The sequence below is a fragment of the Campylobacter concisus genome (genome assembly GCF_002165785.1).
Taxonomy (GTDB): domain Bacteria; phylum Campylobacterota; class Campylobacteria; order Campylobacterales; family Campylobacteraceae; genus Campylobacter_A; species Campylobacter_A concisus_W.
Genome location: NZ_NDYO01000010.1, coordinates 47,031 through 64,976, shown reverse-complemented (window position 1 = coordinate 64,976; position 17,946 = coordinate 47,031). Strand labels below are relative to the sequence as shown.

28 protein-coding genes and 1 pseudogene are annotated in these 17,946 nt (G+C 34.2%); 8 read left to right on the top strand and 21 right to left on the bottom strand.

The features are described from left to right. Positions 1-2: 2 nt before the first annotated feature. Positions 3-761 (bottom strand): exodeoxyribonuclease III, encoded by a 759-nt coding sequence (locus tag B9N62_RS08190; RefSeq protein ID WP_087585084.1) that lies wholly within the window; start codon positions 759-761, stop codon positions 3-5. 53 nt (positions 762-814) lie between these two features. On the opposite strand from B9N62_RS08190, the gene B9N62_RS08185 reads away from it, so the two are divergent. Next, entirely contained in the window at positions 815-1,180 is a 366-nt protein-coding gene (locus B9N62_RS08185; RefSeq protein ID WP_087585083.1) for a diacylglycerol kinase, read from the top strand. Between the two features lies 1 nt (position 1,181). Continuing rightward, entirely contained in the window at positions 1,182-1,409 is a 228-nt protein-coding gene (locus tag B9N62_RS08180; RefSeq protein WP_072594035.1) for a replication/maintenance protein RepL, read from the top strand. Positions 1,410-1,436: 27 nt separating this feature from the next. Here B9N62_RS08180 and B9N62_RS10840 read toward each other — a convergent pair. The 4 genes and pseudogenes from B9N62_RS10840 to rpsT form a co-directional block, all read right to left on the bottom strand. After that, positions 1,437-1,671, bottom strand: a pseudogene (locus B9N62_RS10840) (FAD-binding protein); the annotation flags it as partial. A gap of 160 nt (positions 1,672-1,831) precedes the next feature. After that, on the bottom strand, positions 1,832-2,251 hold the full coding sequence (locus B9N62_RS08170; RefSeq protein ID WP_054195983.1) for a TOBE domain-containing protein: 420 nt from the start codon (positions 2,249-2,251) through the stop codon (positions 1,832-1,834). 344 nt (positions 2,252-2,595) lie between these two features. Then, positions 2,596-3,663, bottom strand: a complete 1,068-nt coding sequence (gene prfA / locus B9N62_RS08165) for a peptide chain release factor 1 (protein ID WP_087585082.1) — start codon at positions 3,661-3,663, stop codon at positions 2,596-2,598. 13 nt (positions 3,664-3,676) lie between these two features. Continuing rightward, entirely contained in the window at positions 3,677-3,946 is a 270-nt protein-coding gene (gene rpsT, locus B9N62_RS08160) for a 30S ribosomal protein S20 (RefSeq protein ID WP_004317319.1), read from the bottom strand. Between the two features lie 158 nt (positions 3,947-4,104). Here rpsT and glmM point away from each other — a divergent pair, with 158 nt between their 5' ends. The 6 genes from glmM (at position 4,105) to B9N62_RS08130 (ending at position 8,797) form a co-directional block, all read left to right on the top strand. Beyond that, positions 4,105-5,445 carry a phosphoglucosamine mutase gene (gene glmM, locus B9N62_RS08155; RefSeq protein WP_087585081.1) on the top strand — a complete coding sequence of 447 codons (1,341 nt, stop codon included), beginning with the start codon at positions 4,105-4,107 and terminating at the stop codon, positions 5,443-5,445. Then, positions 5,438-5,890, top strand: a complete 453-nt coding sequence (gene lspA, locus B9N62_RS08150; RefSeq protein WP_087585080.1) for a signal peptidase II — start codon at positions 5,438-5,440, stop codon at positions 5,888-5,890. The genes glmM and lspA overlap by 8 nt, the downstream gene beginning before the upstream one ends. Then, positions 5,880-6,242, top strand: coding sequence for an NINE protein (locus B9N62_RS08145; protein ID WP_087585079.1), 363 nt, complete (start codon positions 5,880-5,882; stop codon positions 6,240-6,242). Before lspA ends, B9N62_RS08145 begins: the two co-directional genes overlap by 11 nt. Before the next feature lie 9 nt (positions 6,243-6,251). Continuing rightward, on the top strand, positions 6,252-6,686 hold the full coding sequence (locus B9N62_RS08140) for a CopD family protein (RefSeq protein WP_087585078.1): 435 nt from the start codon (positions 6,252-6,254) through the stop codon (positions 6,684-6,686). A gap of 9 nt (positions 6,687-6,695) precedes the next feature. Further along, positions 6,696-7,241 carry a hypothetical protein gene (locus B9N62_RS08135; protein ID WP_087585077.1) on the top strand — a complete coding sequence of 182 codons (546 nt, stop codon included), beginning with the start codon at positions 6,696-6,698 and terminating at the stop codon, positions 7,239-7,241. Positions 7,242-7,357: 116 nt separating this feature from the next. Continuing rightward, positions 7,358-8,797 (top strand): acetyl-CoA carboxylase subunit A, encoded by a 1,440-nt coding sequence (locus B9N62_RS08130; protein WP_087585076.1) that lies wholly within the window; start codon positions 7,358-7,360, stop codon positions 8,795-8,797. 180 nt (positions 8,798-8,977) lie between these two features. Here B9N62_RS08130 and B9N62_RS10540 read toward each other — a convergent pair whose 3' ends face one another. The 16 genes from B9N62_RS10540 to B9N62_RS08050 all read right to left on the bottom strand — a co-directional run bounded on the left by B9N62_RS10540 (position 8,978) and on the right by B9N62_RS08050 (position 17,906). After that, a complete protein-coding gene (locus tag B9N62_RS10540) occupies positions 8,978-9,136 on the bottom strand; it encodes a hypothetical protein (RefSeq protein WP_180382182.1) in 159 nt (52 codons plus the stop codon). 94 nt (positions 9,137-9,230) lie between these two features. After that, a complete protein-coding gene (locus B9N62_RS08120; protein ID WP_087585075.1) occupies positions 9,231-9,569 on the bottom strand; it encodes a M15 family metallopeptidase in 339 nt (112 codons plus the stop codon). Position 9,570: 1 nt separating this feature from the next. Further along, positions 9,571-9,870 (bottom strand): hypothetical protein, encoded by a 300-nt coding sequence (locus B9N62_RS08115; RefSeq protein WP_072594645.1) that lies wholly within the window; start codon positions 9,868-9,870, stop codon positions 9,571-9,573. Continuing rightward, positions 9,845-10,102 carry a hypothetical protein gene (locus B9N62_RS08110; RefSeq protein WP_087585074.1) on the bottom strand — a complete coding sequence of 86 codons (258 nt, stop codon included), beginning with the start codon at positions 10,100-10,102 and terminating at the stop codon, positions 9,845-9,847. The genes B9N62_RS08115 and B9N62_RS08110 overlap by 26 nt, the downstream gene beginning before the upstream one ends. Further along, positions 10,083-10,469 (bottom strand): hypothetical protein, encoded by a 387-nt coding sequence (locus tag B9N62_RS08105; RefSeq protein ID WP_072594643.1) that lies wholly within the window; start codon positions 10,467-10,469, stop codon positions 10,083-10,085. The genes B9N62_RS08110 and B9N62_RS08105 overlap by 20 nt, the downstream gene beginning before the upstream one ends. Then, complete coding sequence (locus B9N62_RS08100) at positions 10,469-10,804, bottom strand: hypothetical protein (RefSeq protein WP_072594642.1); 336 nt, start codon at positions 10,802-10,804, stop codon at positions 10,469-10,471. The genes B9N62_RS08105 and B9N62_RS08100 overlap by 1 nt, the downstream gene beginning before the upstream one ends. Before the next feature lie 10 nt (positions 10,805-10,814). Continuing rightward, a complete protein-coding gene (locus tag B9N62_RS08095; RefSeq protein ID WP_087585073.1) occupies positions 10,815-11,162 on the bottom strand; it encodes a hypothetical protein in 348 nt (115 codons plus the stop codon). A gap of 416 nt (positions 11,163-11,578) precedes the next feature. Next, a complete protein-coding gene (locus tag B9N62_RS08090) occupies positions 11,579-11,971 on the bottom strand; it encodes a hypothetical protein (RefSeq protein ID WP_072594640.1) in 393 nt (130 codons plus the stop codon). Positions 11,972-12,024: 53 nt separating this feature from the next. Continuing rightward, a complete protein-coding gene (locus tag B9N62_RS08085) occupies positions 12,025-12,384 on the bottom strand; it encodes a hypothetical protein (protein WP_072594639.1) in 360 nt (119 codons plus the stop codon). Beyond that, positions 12,347-13,156, bottom strand: coding sequence for a hypothetical protein (locus B9N62_RS08080; RefSeq protein WP_087585072.1), 810 nt, complete (start codon positions 13,154-13,156; stop codon positions 12,347-12,349). Before B9N62_RS08080 ends, B9N62_RS08085 begins: the two co-directional genes overlap by 38 nt. Continuing rightward, positions 13,156-13,353, bottom strand: a complete 198-nt coding sequence (locus B9N62_RS08075) for a hypothetical protein (RefSeq protein WP_072594637.1) — start codon at positions 13,351-13,353, stop codon at positions 13,156-13,158. The genes B9N62_RS08080 and B9N62_RS08075 overlap by 1 nt, the downstream gene beginning before the upstream one ends. Next, positions 13,343-14,107: a hypothetical protein gene (locus B9N62_RS08070; RefSeq protein ID WP_072594636.1), complete on the bottom strand. Its 765-nt coding sequence runs from the start codon at positions 14,105-14,107 to the stop codon at positions 13,343-13,345. Before B9N62_RS08070 ends, B9N62_RS08075 begins: the two co-directional genes overlap by 11 nt. Continuing rightward, positions 14,107-15,303: a hypothetical protein gene (locus B9N62_RS08065; RefSeq protein WP_087585071.1), complete on the bottom strand. Its 1,197-nt coding sequence runs from the start codon at positions 15,301-15,303 to the stop codon at positions 14,107-14,109. Before B9N62_RS08065 ends, B9N62_RS08070 begins: the two co-directional genes overlap by 1 nt. Before the next feature lie 18 nt (positions 15,304-15,321). Beyond that, positions 15,322-16,158 (bottom strand): hypothetical protein, encoded by an 837-nt coding sequence (locus B9N62_RS08060; protein ID WP_087585070.1) that lies wholly within the window; start codon positions 16,156-16,158, stop codon positions 15,322-15,324. A 15-nt stretch (positions 16,159-16,173) separates the two neighbouring features. Further along, the gene (locus B9N62_RS08055; RefSeq protein WP_072594633.1) at positions 16,174-16,473 is read right to left on the bottom strand and encodes a hypothetical protein; all 300 of its coding nucleotides are present in this window, start codon (positions 16,471-16,473) and stop codon (positions 16,174-16,176) included. After that, entirely contained in the window at positions 16,461-17,906 is a 1,446-nt protein-coding gene (locus B9N62_RS08050; RefSeq protein WP_257640231.1) for a hypothetical protein, read from the bottom strand. Before B9N62_RS08050 ends, B9N62_RS08055 begins: the two co-directional genes overlap by 13 nt. Between the last annotated feature and the right edge of the window lie 40 nt (positions 17,907-17,946).

Genomic DNA, 17,946 nt, shown 5'->3' with positions numbered 1-17,946 from the left:
GGCTAAATTTCTATATCTATCCCAACTGGGCAGTGATCGCTGCCTGTGATCTCTGACAAGATAAATGCGTCTTTTAGCCTATCTTTTAATCCTTGTGAAATAAAGAAATAATCAATTCTCCAGCCGACATTTTTAGCCTTTGCATTAAAGCGGTAGCTCCACCACGAGTAAGCGTCCGCTACGTCGCCATTTATAGCTCTAAAAGTATCTATAAAGCCACTTTTTAGCACCTCATCGATCCATGCTCGCTCGATAGGTAAAAAGCCGGAAGTTTTGGCATTTGCCTTTGGATTTTTAAGGTCGATATCACGGTGAGCGGTATTTACATCTCCACAAAATATTACCTCTTTGCCGCTTTTTATAAGCTCTTTGCAGTAAGCTAGAAATTTCTCGTAAAAGTCCATTTTATAGGCTAGGCGCTCGTCATCCTTTTGTCCGTTTGGAAAATAGATATTAAAAAGCACGATATTGCCAAATCTATGTTCCAAAACACGCCCCTCCGTGTCGTCGAAAAAAACTGCCTTTTGTGTAGAAATGTCAAAATTTGCTAGGCTCATCACACCAGAGTATCCAGCCCTCTCGCCTGAGTTTACACTGATATCTTTAAAGCCAAGGTTGTAAATTTCCTTTGGCACGTCATCCTCTTTGACCTTGATCTCTTGAAGTGCTAAGAAATCAGGCTTTTGCTCCGTAAGCCACGCGAAACCATCCTTTGTTACAAGTGCTCTAAGGCCATTTACATTCCAGCTAATAAGTTTCAATTTTCATCCTTTTTTTAATTATAATTATGCCAAAAATCACAAAAAGGAAAATTATGAGAAACCAGCCAGAGTATAAATTTTTAAAAAATTTTGGCTATGCAAGAGAGGGTTTGGCTGAAATTTTTAAAAATGAAAAGAGCTTTAGGATAGAAATTTACATATTTTTATTAGCGACACTATCGCTATTTTTTTGGAATTTTGACCTTGTTTTTAATCTATTTTTGATCTTTAGCATGGCATTTGTGCTAGTTTGCGAGTGCCTAAACTCTGGCTTAGAGCGAGTAACTGATCTTGCAAGCCCAGACTATCACGCCCTAGCAAAGGCGGCAAAAGATGCAGGAAGTGCGGCTGTGATGATTGCAAATTTCTTATGTGGCGCACTTTGGTGCGTGGCAATAGGATATAAAATTTGGAGCTAGCATGAATGAAGAAATTTACAAGGCAATAATTGGCGAGAAAAAGGTAGAAATTATAAATTTGCTAGTTAAAAGCTGTGATGAAAATGGCTTTATTGTAGTAAAAATTTCAGAAATTTGTGAAAAGCTAGATGTGAGTAAGCCAACCGTAATAAATACCTTTAAGCTGCTTGAAGAGAAGAAAATTTTCGAGCGAGTGAAAAATGGAGTTTATAGATTTAAAAATTTATAGTGGCGAGCAAACGCCTGCCACATCTTTTTAGCCGATAGTCTCAGTAGTGATCATGCTAAATGTCAAGCGGTCAGTTATCACGACTGGGCCTAGACGAATGGCTCATGAACGCCACCTACATTCTCGCCAGATGCATATAAATTTGGTATAGGCATAGCCGTTTGAGAGCTTATGACTTGGGCTTTTGTGTTGATATTTGGCCGCCTATTGTGTGGTGAACTTTTGGCGTGCCATGCTCTGCTTAAAATGGCGGATAGGCTATAAAAGTAAAAAATAATATAAATTTTAGCTATAAATTTTCTAAAAAATATTCACTACGACTTATTTAAATTTATAATTTTGTTGATAAATTTTATAGTATTTTAGATCTTAGCTTAAGAATGGGATTTAGTTAGGAGAACGGAGCAAAATTGCTCCGTAAATTATTTAACACCAACTATGATTTGAGTTGCTTTGATAATTGCAGTTACTTTATCTCCTGCTTTTAAAGCTAGACTACTAACTGACTCTCTTGTGATGATAGCAGAAATTTTGCTGCCATTTACATCGATAATAACTTCAGCATTTACAGCTCCGTCTTTTATCTCGCTAACAACACCTTTGATTTGGTTTGTAGCACTAAGCTTGATGCTGTCATCTTTTGAAACGATAACGCTTGAAGCTTTGAATAAAAAGATAGCTTTTTTGCCAACTTTAAGATCAAGACCTTTTTCACTATCAACCGTAACAGTTGCTTTTAGCACTTCACCACCTGCAAGCTTAGCAGATATTAGCGAATTTACCGCACCTGTTCTTACTTCTGTGATCTCAACATTTAGTTGATTTCTTGCACTTATTGACATTTTGTCTCCTTTTTTTGAATTAAATTATGGTGAAATTGTAAGGTAGAATTATTAAGCAAAACTTAAAAGCTATTTATACAAAATTATAATATCAAAAATAAAAATTTTATACTTTTAAATGCCATATAAATAGCTATTTGAGAAATAAAATCTAAAAAATTAATTTATATTATTTTAAAAAAAACGAGAAAAAATATTACTAGCTACTACTTCTAAATATCTATTTTTGTAAAATTCTTGTAAATTTGACTTTAAAGTTTGGTAAATTTAAAAGTATTTTAAACTAAAATAATATTTTTAAGTAAAAAAATAAATTATAAAATTTGAAGTAAAAATTTGAAAGTTTAAATGCCAGCTTCTAGCATAGCTTCTGCTTGATAATGCGTAATAAGTGGCTCGACGATCTCGTCAAATAATCCCGCAGCCATAATCGCATCAAGGCGGTAAAGTGTTAAATTTATACGGTGATCGCTTATGCGGTTTTGCGGATAGTTGTATGTCCTTATCCTACCAGAACGATCTCCGGTACCAACTTGGTTCTTTCGCTCACTAGTCTCTTTTGCAAGCCTCTCTTGCTCTTGAAGCTCATAAAGTCTAGCCTTTAGCACCTTCATCGCAGCTTCTTTATTTTTGTGCTGACTCTTGCCATCTTGGTTTGTCACGACGAGGCCTGTTGGTATGTGTGTGATCCTAACTGCACTATCGGTTGTATTTACCGACTGGCCACCGTGGCCTGAGCTTCTCATAACATCGACTCTTATATCGTTTGGATTAATCTCGATCTCACTATCTTCGACTTCTGGCATGATAGCCACAGTCACAGCCGAAGTGTGCACCCTGCCCTGGCTCTCAGTCTCTGGTACACGCTGAACTCTATGTGTGCCACCTTCAAATTTTAGTCTTGAGTAAGCGCCTTTACCTTTTATGAGTACGATGATCTCTTTAAAACCACCAGTATTACCTTCACTTTGGCTAACGATCTCAAATTTATATCCACGAAGCTCTGCATATCTAATGTAAGCATTAAAAAGATCTCCAACAAATAGTGCAGCCTCATCGCCACCAGTACCTGCACGAATTTCTAAAAATATATTTTTATCATCGTTTGGATCTTTTGGAAGGAGTAAAATTTTTATCTCTTCTTCAAGCTTTTCTCTTGAAATCTCTAAATTTTTAAGTTCTTCTTTTGCTAGCTCTCCGAGCTCAGAGTCCTCAAGTAGAGCTTTATTTTCGTCGATGTCTTTTAAAATTTCTAGATAATTTGTTGAGGCAGTTACGACTGGCTCGATAAATGATTGCTCTTTTGAGAGCTTTGTCATCTTTTCGATATCGTTTGCTATATTTGGATCGCTAAGAAGCGTAGAAATTTCATTATAGCGATCCAAAAATGGATGAAGTTTATCAGCAAACATTAAATTTTATAGATTAAGCAGCTTTTAGAGTATTTACCAATTGTGCAAGACGACTAACACGGCGAGCAGCAGTTTGCTTTTTCAAAAAGCCTCTACTTACGAAGCTGTGGATGCTTTTGTTAGCAACTTTTAAAGCTTCATTTGCAGCATTTAGATCTTTAGCTTCTACAGCTACACGCACTGCTTTTGTGATATTTTTAAGTCTTGTGCGGTAAAATCTATTTCTTTCTGTTCTTTTTATAGTTTGTCTAGCTCTTTTTTCAGCAGATTTATGGTTTGCCATAATATACCTTTATTTGATAATTTTAGTCGGTGATTATATGAAAACTATAATAAATTTAACCTTAATTTAAGTCATCCTTAAAAGAAGTAAAATTTTAGCTTTCAAATTTGCTAATTTCTGATAAAATAGTCCAATTTTATAATAAAAAGGATAAATTTATGAAACTATTTGGAACAGATGGTGTTCGTGGCAAGGCAGGCGAAAAGCTCTCAGCTCAAACATCTATGCGTCTTGCGATGGCAGCTGGAATTTATTTTAGAAAGACCTCAGCGACAAATGTGATTTTGGTTGGAAAAGATACTAGAAAAAGCGGCTATATGATAGAAACTGCCATTGTTGCAGGGCTAACTGCGGTTGGCTACAACGTCCTTCAAATAGGCCCTATGCCAACACCTGCAATCGCATTTTTAACAGAAAATATGCGCTGTGACGCTGGCATAATGATAAGCGCCTCACACAACCCATACTACGACAACGGCATAAAATTTTTTGATAGTTTTGGCAACAAACTAGATGAAAAAATAGAAGCTGAAATAGAGAAAATCTTCTACGACGACGAGCTCATCGCGAATGCCCAAAAGACGATGACGGAGATCGGCGCAAACAAAAGGATCGACGATGTTATCGGCAGATATATCGTGCAAATCAAAAATTCATTCCCAAAAGAGTTAAATTTAAAGAATTTACGAGTAGTTTTAGACGTGGCAAACGGAGCTGCTTACAAGGTCGCACCAACCGTATTTAGCGAGCTTGGAGCTGACGTCATCGTTATAAACGACGAACCAAATGGTAGCAATATCAACCAAAACTGTGGCGCGCTTCATCCAGAGGATCTAGCAAGCGAAGTAAAAAGGCTTCGTGCCGACATCGGCTTTGCATTTGACGGCGATGCTGATAGGCTTGTAGTAGTTGACGAAAACGGCGAAGTTGTGCATGGCGATGCGATACTTGGCTCGTTGGCTGCATTTTTACACGAGCAAAAGGCGCTAAAAGGCGGAGCCATCGTGGCTACGGTGATGAGTAACGCTGCACTTGATGACTATCTAAAAGCTCATAAGATCAAACTACTTCGCTCAAACGTAGGTGATAAATACGTGCTTGAAATGATGAAAGAAAATGGTATAAATTTTGGCGGCGAGCAAAGCGGCCACGTGATATTTAACGACTACGCTAAAACTGGCGATGGTCTTGTTACCTCGATGCAAGTTGTCGCAATGATGCTTAAAAAAGGCAAAAAAGCTAGTGAAATTTTTGGAGAGCTAAAGCCATATCCGCAAATTTTACTAAATTTAAAGATCACAGAGAAGAAGCCGCTTGATAAGATTGAGGGGCTAAAAGAGCTTGAGGCTAGCCTTGCAAAAGAGGGCATAAGATCGCTCTTTAGATACTCTGGCACTGAAAATTTGATCAGACTTTTGCTTGAGGGTAAAAATCAAACTTTAGTTGAAAAACGCATGGATGAAGTTGAGAAATTTTTCATAAAAGCTCTAAATGCATAAAAACTTAGTTAAATTTTTCATAGCGTTTTTTATCATTTTTATTGTTGATCAAGCGATAAAGATGATATTTATAGATGGTTTTTCGTGGGACGGCGAGTTTTTTTCGCTAGTTCTTACATATAATAAGGGCGTTGCATTTTCGATGTTAGCCTTTTTAGATGAGTGGCTGAAATTTATCCAGATCGCCCTCATTTTAGGCGTTTTTGTCTATCTAGTTGTTGAGAAAAAACTGCTTTGCTCGCATGCCATTTGGCTTGGAGCTTTGCTAGGAGCTGGTAGCTCAAATATCACAGATAGATTTATCCATGGCGGCGTCGTGGATTACGTCTTTTGGCACAAGTGGTTTAACTTTGCGGTCTTTAACTTCGCTGACGCGATGATCGATCTTTGCGTCGTGATGATACTTTGGCAAAGTTTTAGAAAAAGGAGAGAGAGTGGGAAATAATATCTACGTCGCATACGCGCTTTGGCTATTTACTGGCTGGCTTGGAGCGCATAGAATTTACCTTGGTAAATTTATCACTGGCTTTTTGATGATGGGACTATTTTTTATCGGTTACTCTTTACAAATCATCCTCGTTGGTTATTTATTCTTAGCTATTTGGGGCATTTGGTGGATCATCGATGCATTTTTGGTTGGTGCTTATGTCGAGAAAAATTTACAAAAAGTCGAGCTAAAAGAGAGACTAAAACTAAAAGATAAAGAAGAGGACTTAAAAAGGCTTTATGAGCTTTTTGAGAATGGTACGATCAGCAAGGCTGAATTTGAAGCTAGAAAAGAGATACTTTTTAGATAAGGAGACGTTATGGCAGAATATTATCTTTACTTAAAATACCTCCACTATTTGTTTTTCATCTCGTGGATGGCAGTGCTGTTTTATCAGACAAGGCTCTACGTTTATCACGTAGAAAACATGGACAAGCCAGACTTTGTAAAAGTGGTCGAAGTGATGGAGTATAAGATGTATCACTACATCGGTTGGGTCGCGCTCATTGGCTCATTTTTCACTGGCATTTTGATACTTATTGCAATGCCTGATCTTATAAAAACTGGTCACATCCATGTCAAAATTTTAGTTGTCATCTTAATGGCTATCTATCACCTAGACCTTGGACGCTATATGAAGCAGCTCAAAGAGAAACGCTGTAACAAAAGCGGCATCTTCTTTAGAGCCTACAATGAAGTGCCAACTATCGCGATGCTTATCATTATCTGGGTCATGATAGTAAATCCATTTTAAGGGAATTTGATGAAGAAATTTTTAGCATTTATCGCTTTACCAGCACTCTTACTTGCAGCGACTCAGTACTTTGAGCCGGTGCAGATAAAATTTGACAACAGACTCTACTCATTGTCATATTCAGCCAAGCCTGTGCCAAATTTATTCACACAGGAGTATTTGCTACCTGGCGAAAAGCTAGATAGTTTTAGCTACATGCTCTCGCTAAATACGCTTAAATTTGACGCTGCGCCAGAGCAAGCAGTCGAGCAAAAGATAAATGATCTAAAAGAACTAAAAGCAAAAGGGCTAAAAGTGGCTTACAAAAAAGGCTCGCTCGCAAATGAAATTTATCTTGATATCACAATATTTTCAAACCTAAATGGCGTGCCAACAGCCGAGCACTCGATATATCGCTACACCAAACAAGGCGGAAATTTAGTCCTTTTTACCATCCAAAGGCGTGCTTATAAAAAAGAGGGCATTCAAAGATTTGCTACAAATTTCACGATCGAGTCGCAAGATTTTAGCAAAAAAGCCCTAGCCACACCTTTCCCGCAAATCATCAATAGATAGAAAAATTTGAGTGTAAATTTAGCCTTTGCACTCAAATTTTAAAACTATACTTAACAAATTTATCTAAAAATAAAACGAATAGTTATATGATAAGCAAAACTCAAAAAGGATAGCCTATGATACATAAAATTCTTATCGCAAATCGTGGTGAGATCGCAGTTAGGATAGTCAGAGCTTGTAGGGATTTACACATACAAAGCGTAGGAATTTACACAGCGCCAGATAGCGAGTGCTTACATGTGAGGATCGCTGATGAGGCCTATCAAGTGGGCGAAGATCCGATTAAGGGCTATCTTGACGCCAAAGCTATCGTAAAGCTTGCTAAAGAGTGCGGAGCTGACGCGATACACCCAGGATACGGCTTTTTAAGCGAAAACTACGAATTTGCAAAGGAGGTCGAGGACGCTGGACTTATCTTTATCGGTCCAAAGGCTGAAGTGATCAGAAAAATGGGTGATAAAAACATCGCAAGATACCTAATGAAGAGAAACGGCATACCAATCGTTCCAGGCACAGAAAAGCTAAATGACGAGAGCATGGATGCCATAAAAGAGCACGCTAGACGTATCGGCTACCCAGTCATTTTAAAAGCAAGTGGTGGCGGTGGCGGCCGTGGCATCAGAGAGGTTTGGCAAGAAGAAGATATGCAAGATGCCTTTGAGTCGTGCACCAGAGAGGCAAAGACCTACTTTAACAACGATGAAGTTTTTATGGAGAAGCTTGTCGTAAATCCTCGCCACATCGAGTTTCAAATTTTAGGCGATAACTACGGCAACATCATCCATCTTTGCGAGCGTGACTGCTCTATCCAAAGGCGCCACCAAAAGATCATCGAGATCGCACCTTGCCCTTCAATCAGTGAAAATTTAAGAAAGATCATGGGTGTGACCGCGGTGGCCGCTGCAAAGGCGGTGGGCTACTCAAATGTAGGAACGATCGAGTTTTTACTAGATGACTACAATAACTTTTACTTCATGGAGATGAACACCCGTATCCAAGTGGAGCACGGCATTACTGAAGAGATCACCGGTCACGACTTAGTCGTTAGGCAGATAAGGATCGCTGCGGGTGAAATTTTAGAGATCGAGCAAAGCGACATCAAGCCGCGCGGCTACGCTATAGAAGCAAGGATCACAGCTGAGAATGTCTGGGAAAATTTCATCCCAGCACCAGGCACCATCGAGGGCTACTACCCAGCCCTTGGCCCATCTGTGCGTGTCGATAGCCACGTCTATAAAGACTACACCATACCGCCATTTTACGACTCACTTATCGCAAAGTTGATCGTAAAGGCGACCGACTACGATCTAGCGGTAAATAAGCTTGAAAGAGCACTTGAAGAATTTACCATTGAAGGCGTGCGAACGATCATCCCATTTTTGCTAACGATTAGCAAGAGTAAGGAGTTTAGAAGAGGATTTTTCGATACTAGCTACGTCGAGAAAAACTTAAAAACTATCCTTGAAAACACCTATGATGATATGAACAAAGAGCCAAACGACGACCTAGAAGAGGTCATCGTAGAGGCGATAAAAAGATATAAAAAGAAGAGATAAATTTATCTCGCATTGCGGCTTTGGCGATAAATTTCGCCAAAGCTAAATTCTCGCGCAAACTGCGTAAATTTTAGCTATTTGCCAAGGCGTAGAGCTTGCCACCGCTTACTAGCATGATCTGATCTGTGCTAAGGCTAAATTTCTCAAACTCTATCTCTTTTAAAAGTGAGCCATCTGCGTTTAAAAAACCTGCTTATTTTGGAGATTTACGAGCAAAATTTTATCCTCACGCCACAAGAAATTCTCGGTTCCGCTACTTTCAAATTTAAACACTACCTCGCCACTTTTTGCCTCCACGCCGTATATATCTCCATTGTCAGCGGTGCCAAAACAAAGCATTCGTCCTCCTTAACATCTCGCATTTGGTAGTTGCTAGTTTTCTTAGTTATCTCTGCTAGCTTCTTAAGATTTTAAGATAGAAGTCAAGAGATTTTTAACAATTTCTTTCAAAGTGCGGAACGTCAATAAAGTTTTTAAAATTACCACCCCAACGATTAAGAGTATTCAAGCTCTCCCAATAATTGCCAATATCTTGTAATTCTGGTTTTGATTGTAACCAAACATTATTCTTAAATATATGTAGATCTATTGCACATCTTTTTAAATGATTTGAATTCATTGTTTTACTTTTACCACTATTATAATAAATTTCTTGCTGGGCTTGTGTCCTTTCTAATTCGCCACCCCTTATAGAGTATCCATTAGAATGAATATAGTTTAAAAGTTTTTCAACATCTTTCATAAAAGCTTCTTGATGCTCGCCAAGTGTCATGTTAATCCCTTTCTATCCTTTTATCTAAGGCTTTATCAATTTTTGAATATATCCAATCAGTGCCACGCCAAGTTACAAAACCAGCAAGAGCAACCGAAACTCTAATATTGTTTAGAAAGAAAAAAAATATTTCATAGCTAATCCAACACAAAAACATAGAACTTAAAAAACTAAGCAAATAAGATAAAATTTTATATTTGATTTTAGAGAAATCTTTAGTTTCAAGATTTAAAATCGAGGCTATAAATCCAACAAAAAGAACTAAAATTAAATAATTATCGTCCTTGTTTAAATTGTCCATTTACACAGCCTTTTAATAAATCTTCTATTCGTATGCAGTAAATAATTAAATCTTTTAAACTTTCTGGATTTAATGGATCAAAAGCAGGCTTATTTGGAATTGTTACGTTACATTCTATAGGCATATAAGCTTCTTTAATAGCACCTTGTGAAGATTTTGCAGAACAGCCAACAAACAAAACAAGATAAGACAGCAAGAAAAAGAAAAATAGTTTATTTGGAATAATTGCCATTGCTAAACTCTAAAAGTAAAGTATCGTAAAATTTTAGCTTACTTAAGCAGTCGTCCGTTTTAGGTGTTTCGATAGTGCTAAAACGTTTTTGTAATTTTTGATTTAAAATATTATTTTCTTTAGATATTTTTTCGCTATCTATTTTTAATTGCTTAATTTTTAAATTTTGATTATCAATAATTAAAAAAGCGTTTTCAGTATTTTGTTTTTCAATTGCTAAATTAGTTTTTAATGTAATAGTTTCAGTGGTAAGATCTTTAATATCATCTTTTAATATAGAGATATAAAGGAATAAAACAAGATAAACAAAAGCGTGGATAAATAGCCCCCTATTAAATAGGGAGCTTAAATTAAACATTGAAAACATTATTTTGCTTTTTTAGCACTGATAACGTAAATTTCATCAAATTTAACACCATTAAATGTTTTACCAGCTAAAGCGGTTTTAATCTGAGCTTCATCAACACTAGGCTTAGTATAAAAGCTAAAAGTAGTTTTATTGCCAGCATTATTTTTGCCAGTAATAGTATATTCAACAACGCTTGCTTCACTTGAATTACCTTGCTCACTAGCACGAGTAAGTATCACGTAAGTTCCTTCGAGTGCATTATCGCAAAATGCTTTAGCTTCAGCACCACCGCACGGCAAAGCAAAGCCATAAGTTCTATTATTTATTGTATTTTTAACTAAACATTTAGACATCTCTTACTCCTTAAAGTCTATCAAATTTCAAAGTTACATAATCGCATTTAACAGCAGTATCATAATTTGCATCTAATTTTCCAGTAAAATCAGAAAGAAAATTTTGAAACATATAACTTTGTTTAACGTGTGGAACAGTTACCATAGTAGAAATTCTACCAGTCGCAGTCTTAGCACCAACGATCACATTTTTACGATTAAGTGGATCAGGTGTTGAAGCTAAAGCAGTGCCACCATCGCCAAAGACTGAATAACTTTCAACTTTGCCAGCTAAAAGCGGAAGTAAAGCATCTTCATCACTACCACTAGAAAAAGTAAGACTTTTTGCATAAAGTCCGTCTATTGTTTGTCTTAACATTTTTTTATCCTTTCTTTTGTCATTCGACTTTTTAAATTTGTTTGTTTTGTTAAAACGTTTTAAACAAGAGAATATTAAGCAAAAAAGAGAAAGTTAAATAATTAAGGTTAGATTAAGGACGCTTCAGCACGCTCAAAACGCTTTCGCGTTTTTCGTCCGCGTAGTGTTTGCGTGGCGATAGCTAGCAAAAAAGCATAATTATAAGTTTAAGATATTCGAGCAATCGCAGAAACTATCGCCACAACGCAAACAAAAAACAACTAAAGAAGATAAAAAGATCGAGAAAGAAAATAAGACAATAAAAAAGAATAAACTAAAAGGGGAGAAAAGAAAACACGGCACACACCGCAGAGCGGTGGGGCGCCGTGTTTGGGAGGGGGGACAATATCTATCAAGAAGAACACAGAAAAAAAAATTTAAAATTTTATCAAAGAACAAGGGATACGTGAAACTTTATTATAGCGGATAGTTTTGAGTAAATTTTTATTTGATCCATAAAATTTAACTTCTAAAGAGCCTTTAGAGTGTAAAAATGCTTTCAACTCATCATAATTACAAAATTTATAATTTAAAACGTTTTCAGCTTCAGCCAATTTTTTATCATCATAAAGAGAATAATCGACATAACAAATAGACCCCTTAAGATAAGAACGACCAGAAGCCATAACAACATAAGGATAATTTTTACAAATAAATTCAGATGCTTCAACATCTGACATATTAATAAAAGACTCTTTTAAATTATCAAAATAATTAGATCCGAAAGAAATATTAAAAAACAAACAAAAAGCAACAATTTTTCTAATCATAAGCAACTCCTTTTTATATAAAGAAATAATTATAAAGACAAATTATTAAATTTTTACTTATCCATAAAGAGTGAACAAGAAACACCCTTTACAGCAAGTCCGCCTACTTCTAAATGTGTTTTAATTAAAGCAGATATTTCAGCTTCGTTTTTAGTCTTTTTTACGTTATGAATTAAAATTTGCTTGCACATACGATTTTTATTAGATACAAAAGCTTTAAATTGCTTATTGTAATTGAAGTCATCAGACGGAAAATTAGTTTTTTGAGTTTCAAACTCGACTTTATAAATATACTTAATTTCAGCAGTAGAAACAGCATCTAAAAAAGCAATTAGATCGGAAACACTTTTGGCTTCAAGTGTTGAAGTGATAACCCTATTGCCTTGCTGTTGTGTAATTTTGTAGATAGGCATAATACTCCTTTTTTGAAAATCGATAAACTGATAAATAGCGGTGTTGTAAATTAAAGTTAGTTACATCGCTATAAAATTGAGAATAAAAAGAAGAGAGAGAACTTTCAAATATATTAATAAAATCAGAAAATTCATAAACAAAAGATTTATTAACAAAACTAGAAAAAATAGAGAAAAGATTAAAAGCTTCAGCATGAATACCAGTATAGTCACAATCCAAAAGACCAAGACGAAGATCACTTCTAAAAAAGGGGCTAGAAGACGCATAACAAGAAAAACCCGAAAAAGATAGACGGCTGGTATATTTTGCGTAATTAAAAGATGCAGGAACACAAAAATAAAAATAATCAGATCGATCACTAAAAGAAAAGAATAAATTACTATCAAAATAAGAAGAAATTTCGGAAGAGCTGGGCAAATCCGTAATATTAATCTTACCAGATGGAGTTAAAAAATCAGTGCCTACCCTATATTCATAATCGTCAGCATCATCGCTATTATAATGCATATGTAAAGGGGCATTAGCCTTTTTAATGCTAGAATTAGTATAAGCAGAAAAATAAAAGCCAAGACCAAAAAGAGAAGAAATACGCTTATCACGAATACAACTATTACCAGAAAAACCGCAATCAAAAAGCGCATCTTTCTTATCATATTTTTCATCAATACTAGCATTTAAATTTTCAGTATTAGAACGAAAAAATAATACTCTCTCAATATAAAAAGTAAAATCTTTTTTCTTATTACAGCAACCACACAGCAAAGAAACCATTATTCTTTACCTACAAGATCACGGCAAAGAATTTTTAAAAGACGATTTGTTTCATCCAAAGATGCCAAACCGCTTTTATCATCTTTTTTATCTTTTAAATTGTCAGTTAATATTTTTTCAATACGAGCAAGACAAGCACCAATACTATCAAATTTCTTCATTTCTTCTTCAAAAGCCTTTTCACAATCAAGAGCCATGCTTTTTATCCTTTCCATTAAAATAGCCTAGTCCATTCATCATAGTAATAAACATCTCACTAAGACCTAAAACATTACCAGCATCATCAGTAACAAACATAAAATCAGCAACGTGATTTAAAGCGTCAATATCAATCTTATCACTTCCAGTTATACGTCTAAGAATTTCTTTATCTTGCGGAGTAAAGCGAGAGCTAAAAAGCTTAAAAAGTAGTGTTTGATTTATATTATCAACCTTTGCTTTTGCATAGTTAAATTCTTGATTTTTAGTTTCTAAAATATGCTGGCGTTGATTAATAACGGTATTGACATTTTGGAGTGCTGAACTATTAGAATTATTAGTATTTATAATTTGATTACCACACTCCACAAAAACTTTGGCAACACCAATACGATCAGAAAAATTGCCAGTTAAAAAACCAAGCATTCTATTAAGTTTAACGCCTTTTATATTACTAAGCTTATTTTTGGCATATCTACCTAAAGGGGATAGTAAAGCTACAACACCAGCATAGACAATACTCATAATTTTATTTACAACACTTTCTTGAAGTTGAATATACTTTACTAAAGCCGCGCTAAACATAATAGTGACACCACTATTTATTGCATCTTTTAAAATGCCGTCATCCATACCACTATTTTTTAATTTAGATAAAACTTGATCATAAGCAACGCTATAGGTTAAGTCTTCAAACATTTCATCAATACCAAGCTTTAAAATTCTTCCAGCTTCAGAACGTTTATCAGCCATTATTTTAAATCCTTAAGTAAAGTTTTACTAGGTAATTCAGTATCAAACAGATCTTTAAAATTTGGGATAGGAATATCAAATAAATTTAAAGCATCACTATCTAATTCAAAACTATTTTCATCAGTTAAAACACGAGCCTGAACAGCTTGACGAGATAAAGTAATAGCACGTGGCGAAGTAGTTGCGACAATATTACCATCAAGGTCTTTAATCGCAACATCAGTTTTTTCAAAATCAGCTTTTTCTTTATAAATTTCAAGCGTTTTAGTTGAATTATCACTAAGTATTTTTTGATTATCGACATAAGAACTAGGTAAAGTAATCTCAACTGGATTATTAATAGCCAAAGAAGCGTTTAAATTATTATCGACAGCAACGCTGGCTTTAAGCTTAACACCAGCCAAACCATCTTTCATAGCTTGCGAATACTCTTTTGAATTAACAACAAGCTTTTCTAAATTTTGATTATATACTTTTTGATTTTCGCTAATAGTTGAGATATATTTAGAAATTTCACTATTAATTTTTTCTTGAGATTTTAACACTTCTTTAAAATCTACACCAGTAGAAACAGCAGAATTACTACCAGTTTTTGACGAAGCATTATCGTATATACGATCGCCAGTATAAGGATTATAAAGCGTTTTAGTAGTACGATCAACCCAATATCCAGTTTCTCTATCAAATTCAACACGCCCTTGAATTTCTGGAGATTGATTATATAAATTATCTTTTTTAGCGCTAGCTTGTTTATCAAAAGCATTATTTTTCACAGCTCCTAAAACAGCTAAATTTAAAGACATAAGCTTTAATATATGGTTTTGCTGATCTAAAACACCAAGTAAAGTTAAGGGGACACTACTAGGCTTATCGTTATCAGATGGCTTAGGTAAATTATCTTCTTTAGGTTTTTCTTTTTCTTTTTGTGCATCTATTGCTTTAGCTTCACGTTGTTTAGCATAATATTCACTAAGCTCTTTTATATTTTTATCAACATCGACACTTTCTTTTTTATCAAAAAAACTATTATAAACATTTTTTAATCCCCAAATACCAAGAGCAGTTATATCAGTAACAGGATTATCTTTTAAATCAAAATTAGCACCAGCACCAATAGCACCAGCAACACCACCAGCTTTTAAAGCACTATTAACTTGACCAACTTTACTAATAGCTTGAGTAATACCAGAATACATTATTTAAAATCCCTTTCTTTATAAATAAATAGGTGGCTCATTACTTTCGGATTTAGCTTGCTTTTCAACGGCTTCATTACGTAATCTTAAAAATAAACTAAATAAATCTTCTTCGCCAGAATATTCAAAAATTTGTTTAACAACATCAGATAAATCAAGAGAATTAACGGCAGAACTCTTAAAAATATAAGCATATAAAGCAATCACATATTTATAAAATGTTTTATCAAACTTAAATGGTCTAACTAATCCAGCTGGAACAAAAATTCGGCGAACACTAAAAACACCAAGTTTTACTAATTCATAATCAAGGCAAAAAACATCATAAAAAAGAATAAATTTATTAAGACCAAGTTGTAATAAAGAGCAACCTAAAACATAAAAAGGCAAGCTAAAATCTTTAATTTGAACGATTTGACCTTTAGAAAAAGCTCCTAAAGTAATATCACTTTGTATAGTTGAAAATGGCAAATCAAGAAGAGCAGAAGAAAAAATATTAGCTAGATTAAAATCAGAAGAGAGAAGTTTATGCCCCTTTGGTATATCTTTCTTTTCAATTTCAACATAAAGACCAGAGATAGCAAAACGTATATCAGAAACATCTAAAGGATTTAAAATACAATCACAAATAAAAAATTCATCATCGCCACCATAAATCAAAAAATCAAACAATTTAACGAAAATTTGGTTAGAATAAATATCTTTAAGATATATCGGATCGTTAGCACTACAACGATGAATAGTTTTAATATCATCCAAAGAATAATTACAAGGCTGATACTGACTAAGACTATTTATTAAAGAACCACTATCACTTAAAGAGAAAGCACCTAAATTTTTAATAATGTTTAACATTTTATAACCCTTTTTTTAAAATAAATCTAATCTAGGCTGTTTAACAGCAAAAATATATTTACGACCATTTCGCAAAGAATAACCTTTGCTATCTAATAGCTTTTTCAAATTTGTTTGAATAAAAAGAATATTTAATTCATCAAGAGCCGAGTAAAAAGCCTTTCTACTACCAATAACAATATCAGCCCAAATAAAACCAAGCTTTTTGGCGTAAAGCCTTTTAACGATAGGACATTTAATATCAATACAAATAACATCCTTGCCACTATCTAATAATTCACACACCAAAAGACCATAAGCGTTTAATTTTTGCATTGAAACCCCTTTAAAGCATTCGTTATAGGATGAATATAATCATCATTTCGTATTTTGCTAATAGCAACAAAAAAATCATTTAAAGAAGCGTTAAAAACATCAAAAAGGGGATTATCTATATCTAAATTCTGATTTTTTATAGTTTTTTCATTTTTTAAAAAATTGCCGGCAAGCTTTGATAAGCCGTATTCGTGAAGAGTTAAGCCATCATTTTCAAGATCTTTAAGTGTTTCAGTAAAAACATATAAAAAATTCTCACCACTAACACCCAAATTAGTATAAACAGCACTTACAAAGGCTTTTAAAGCCATTTTTGCTTTCTTAATATCCTTTGATTGAATAAGATCGTGCATAGTAAGAGCTTTAAATTTATCATCGCCCCAAGGCAAAAGCATATCCCAAAATTTAAGCCTATTATCATCAAAATCGCATCTTTGATAAATTTTTCTTGCACTATCACTTTGAATAGTGCCAGCATTTAAACGATTAATTTCATCATCAGTTAGATCATACCATTTACAAATACTAAGCCCTTGCGACCAAAAAGCCCCCAAATGATTAAAAATATAAGCAATTTCATCACTTTCATTAATGGGGATTAATCTTTTTATTGCAGATCGTCCAAACTCCGCTTCGTGTCTAAATACAAACATATCAACAGCAGGATTAAAACCATTTATTTCCCATTTTGTGAAAATTAGAGTTGAAATATTTTTGCTTTGAACTTGTTTTATTTTGTCATAAACCCTAAACATATGTGGATTTTTTCCAAAACTTACACCTTCAAAGCGAGTAAAACGCATAAAATTATTGACATTAATTTCAGTTATATCATTAAAAACTGGTGAATTCTCATCAATTATTAAATCATCGTCATCTTTTTTATATTGATCTGAATAGTTAGAAACTCTTTTTAAACTTCTAAATTGTAAAAAATCTTGTGGAGTATATTTTATGCCAGTTACATCAGTTGCAAGATCGAGCCTTAAAACACTTATTTTAAAATGCTCTTTAAATATATCACTTAAAAATTTATTTACAAGCTCATAGGCTCTAACGTGTCCATATTTAAGTAAAAATATGCTTCTAAATTGAATTTTTAAATGATATAGCCCTTTTGGCTTAAATTTAGTATCTGAAATGGTGCAAAATATATCATCGTTTGAAAAATATCCAAAATATTGACCTAAGCCTTTGCTTGATACTTTAAAATTTCCGTAATCAAAGCCCAAATCATCCAAAATATACTTTTCGCCAAATGTGCGTAAATTTTGTGCTTGTTGTTTTAGTGTAGCGATCTTGCGAATAAAATTCGCAAATTGAGCATTAAAATATTTTTCATCAGTGCAATTTACGCCGATAACTAAAGTATCGATGCCTTGATGAAGTATTTTAAACCTATCGTTTTTATAAATCATTTTTTCTTTTACCACTTAATTAAAACTTAGCCGTTGTCCCGCCTAACCTTGCTGA

Bases quoted from the DNA above. Each gene is read 5' to 3' on its own strand.
- B9N62_RS08185 (WP_087585083.1), top strand. From the start codon at position 815: ATGAGAAACCAGCCAGAGTATAAATTTTTAAAAAATTTTGGCTATGCA.
- B9N62_RS08180 (WP_072594035.1), top strand. From the start codon at position 1,182: ATGAATGAAGAAATTTACAAGGCAATAATTGGCGAGAAAAAGGTAGAA.
- B9N62_RS08170 (WP_054195983.1), bottom strand. From the start codon at position 2,251: ATGTCAATAAGTGCAAGAAATCAACTAAATGTTGAGATCACAGAAGTA.
- prfA (WP_087585082.1), bottom strand. From the start codon at position 3,663: ATGTTTGCTGATAAACTTCATCCATTTTTGGATCGCTATAATGAAATT.
- rpsT (WP_004317319.1), bottom strand. From the start codon at position 3,946: ATGGCAAACCATAAATCTGCTGAAAAAAGAGCTAGACAAACTATAAAA.
- glmM (WP_087585081.1), top strand. From the start codon at position 4,105: ATGAAACTATTTGGAACAGATGGTGTTCGTGGCAAGGCAGGCGAAAAG.
- lspA (WP_087585080.1), top strand. From the start codon at position 5,438: ATGCATAAAAACTTAGTTAAATTTTTCATAGCGTTTTTTATCATTTTT.
- B9N62_RS08140 (WP_087585078.1), top strand. From the start codon at position 6,252: ATGGCAGAATATTATCTTTACTTAAAATACCTCCACTATTTGTTTTTC.
- B9N62_RS08135 (WP_087585077.1), top strand. From the start codon at position 6,696: ATGAAGAAATTTTTAGCATTTATCGCTTTACCAGCACTCTTACTTGCA.
- B9N62_RS08130 (WP_087585076.1), top strand. From the start codon at position 7,358: ATGATACATAAAATTCTTATCGCAAATCGTGGTGAGATCGCAGTTAGG.
- B9N62_RS10540 (WP_180382182.1), bottom strand. From the start codon at position 9,136: ATGCTTTGTTTTGGCACCGCTGACAATGGAGATATATACGGCGTGGAG.
- B9N62_RS08120 (WP_087585075.1), bottom strand. From the start codon at position 9,569: ATGACACTTGGCGAGCATCAAGAAGCTTTTATGAAAGATGTTGAAAAA.
- B9N62_RS08115 (WP_072594645.1), bottom strand. From the start codon at position 9,870: ATGGACAATTTAAACAAGGACGATAATTATTTAATTTTAGTTCTTTTT.
- B9N62_RS08110 (WP_087585074.1), bottom strand. From the start codon at position 10,102: ATGGCAATTATTCCAAATAAACTATTTTTCTTTTTCTTGCTGTCTTAT.
- B9N62_RS08105 (WP_072594643.1), bottom strand. From the start codon at position 10,469: ATGTTTTCAATGTTTAATTTAAGCTCCCTATTTAATAGGGGGCTATTT.
- B9N62_RS08100 (WP_072594642.1), bottom strand. From the start codon at position 10,804: ATGTCTAAATGTTTAGTTAAAAATACAATAAATAATAGAACTTATGGC.
- B9N62_RS08095 (WP_087585073.1), bottom strand. From the start codon at position 11,162: ATGTTAAGACAAACAATAGACGGACTTTATGCAAAAAGTCTTACTTTT.
- B9N62_RS08090 (WP_072594640.1), bottom strand. From the start codon at position 11,971: ATGATTAGAAAAATTGTTGCTTTTTGTTTGTTTTTTAATATTTCTTTC.
- B9N62_RS08085 (WP_072594639.1), bottom strand. From the start codon at position 12,384: ATGCCTATCTACAAAATTACACAACAGCAAGGCAATAGGGTTATCACT.
- B9N62_RS08080 (WP_087585072.1), bottom strand. From the start codon at position 13,156: ATGGTTTCTTTGCTGTGTGGTTGCTGTAATAAGAAAAAAGATTTTACT.
- B9N62_RS08075 (WP_072594637.1), bottom strand. From the start codon at position 13,353: ATGGCTCTTGATTGTGAAAAGGCTTTTGAAGAAGAAATGAAGAAATTT.
- B9N62_RS08070 (WP_072594636.1), bottom strand. From the start codon at position 14,107: ATGGCTGATAAACGTTCTGAAGCTGGAAGAATTTTAAAGCTTGGTATT.
- B9N62_RS08065 (WP_087585071.1), bottom strand. From the start codon at position 15,303: ATGTATTCTGGTATTACTCAAGCTATTAGTAAAGTTGGTCAAGTTAAT.
- B9N62_RS08060 (WP_087585070.1), bottom strand. From the start codon at position 16,158: ATGTTAAACATTATTAAAAATTTAGGTGCTTTCTCTTTAAGTGATAGT.
- B9N62_RS08055 (WP_072594633.1), bottom strand. From the start codon at position 16,473: ATGCAAAAATTAAACGCTTATGGTCTTTTGGTGTGTGAATTATTAGAT.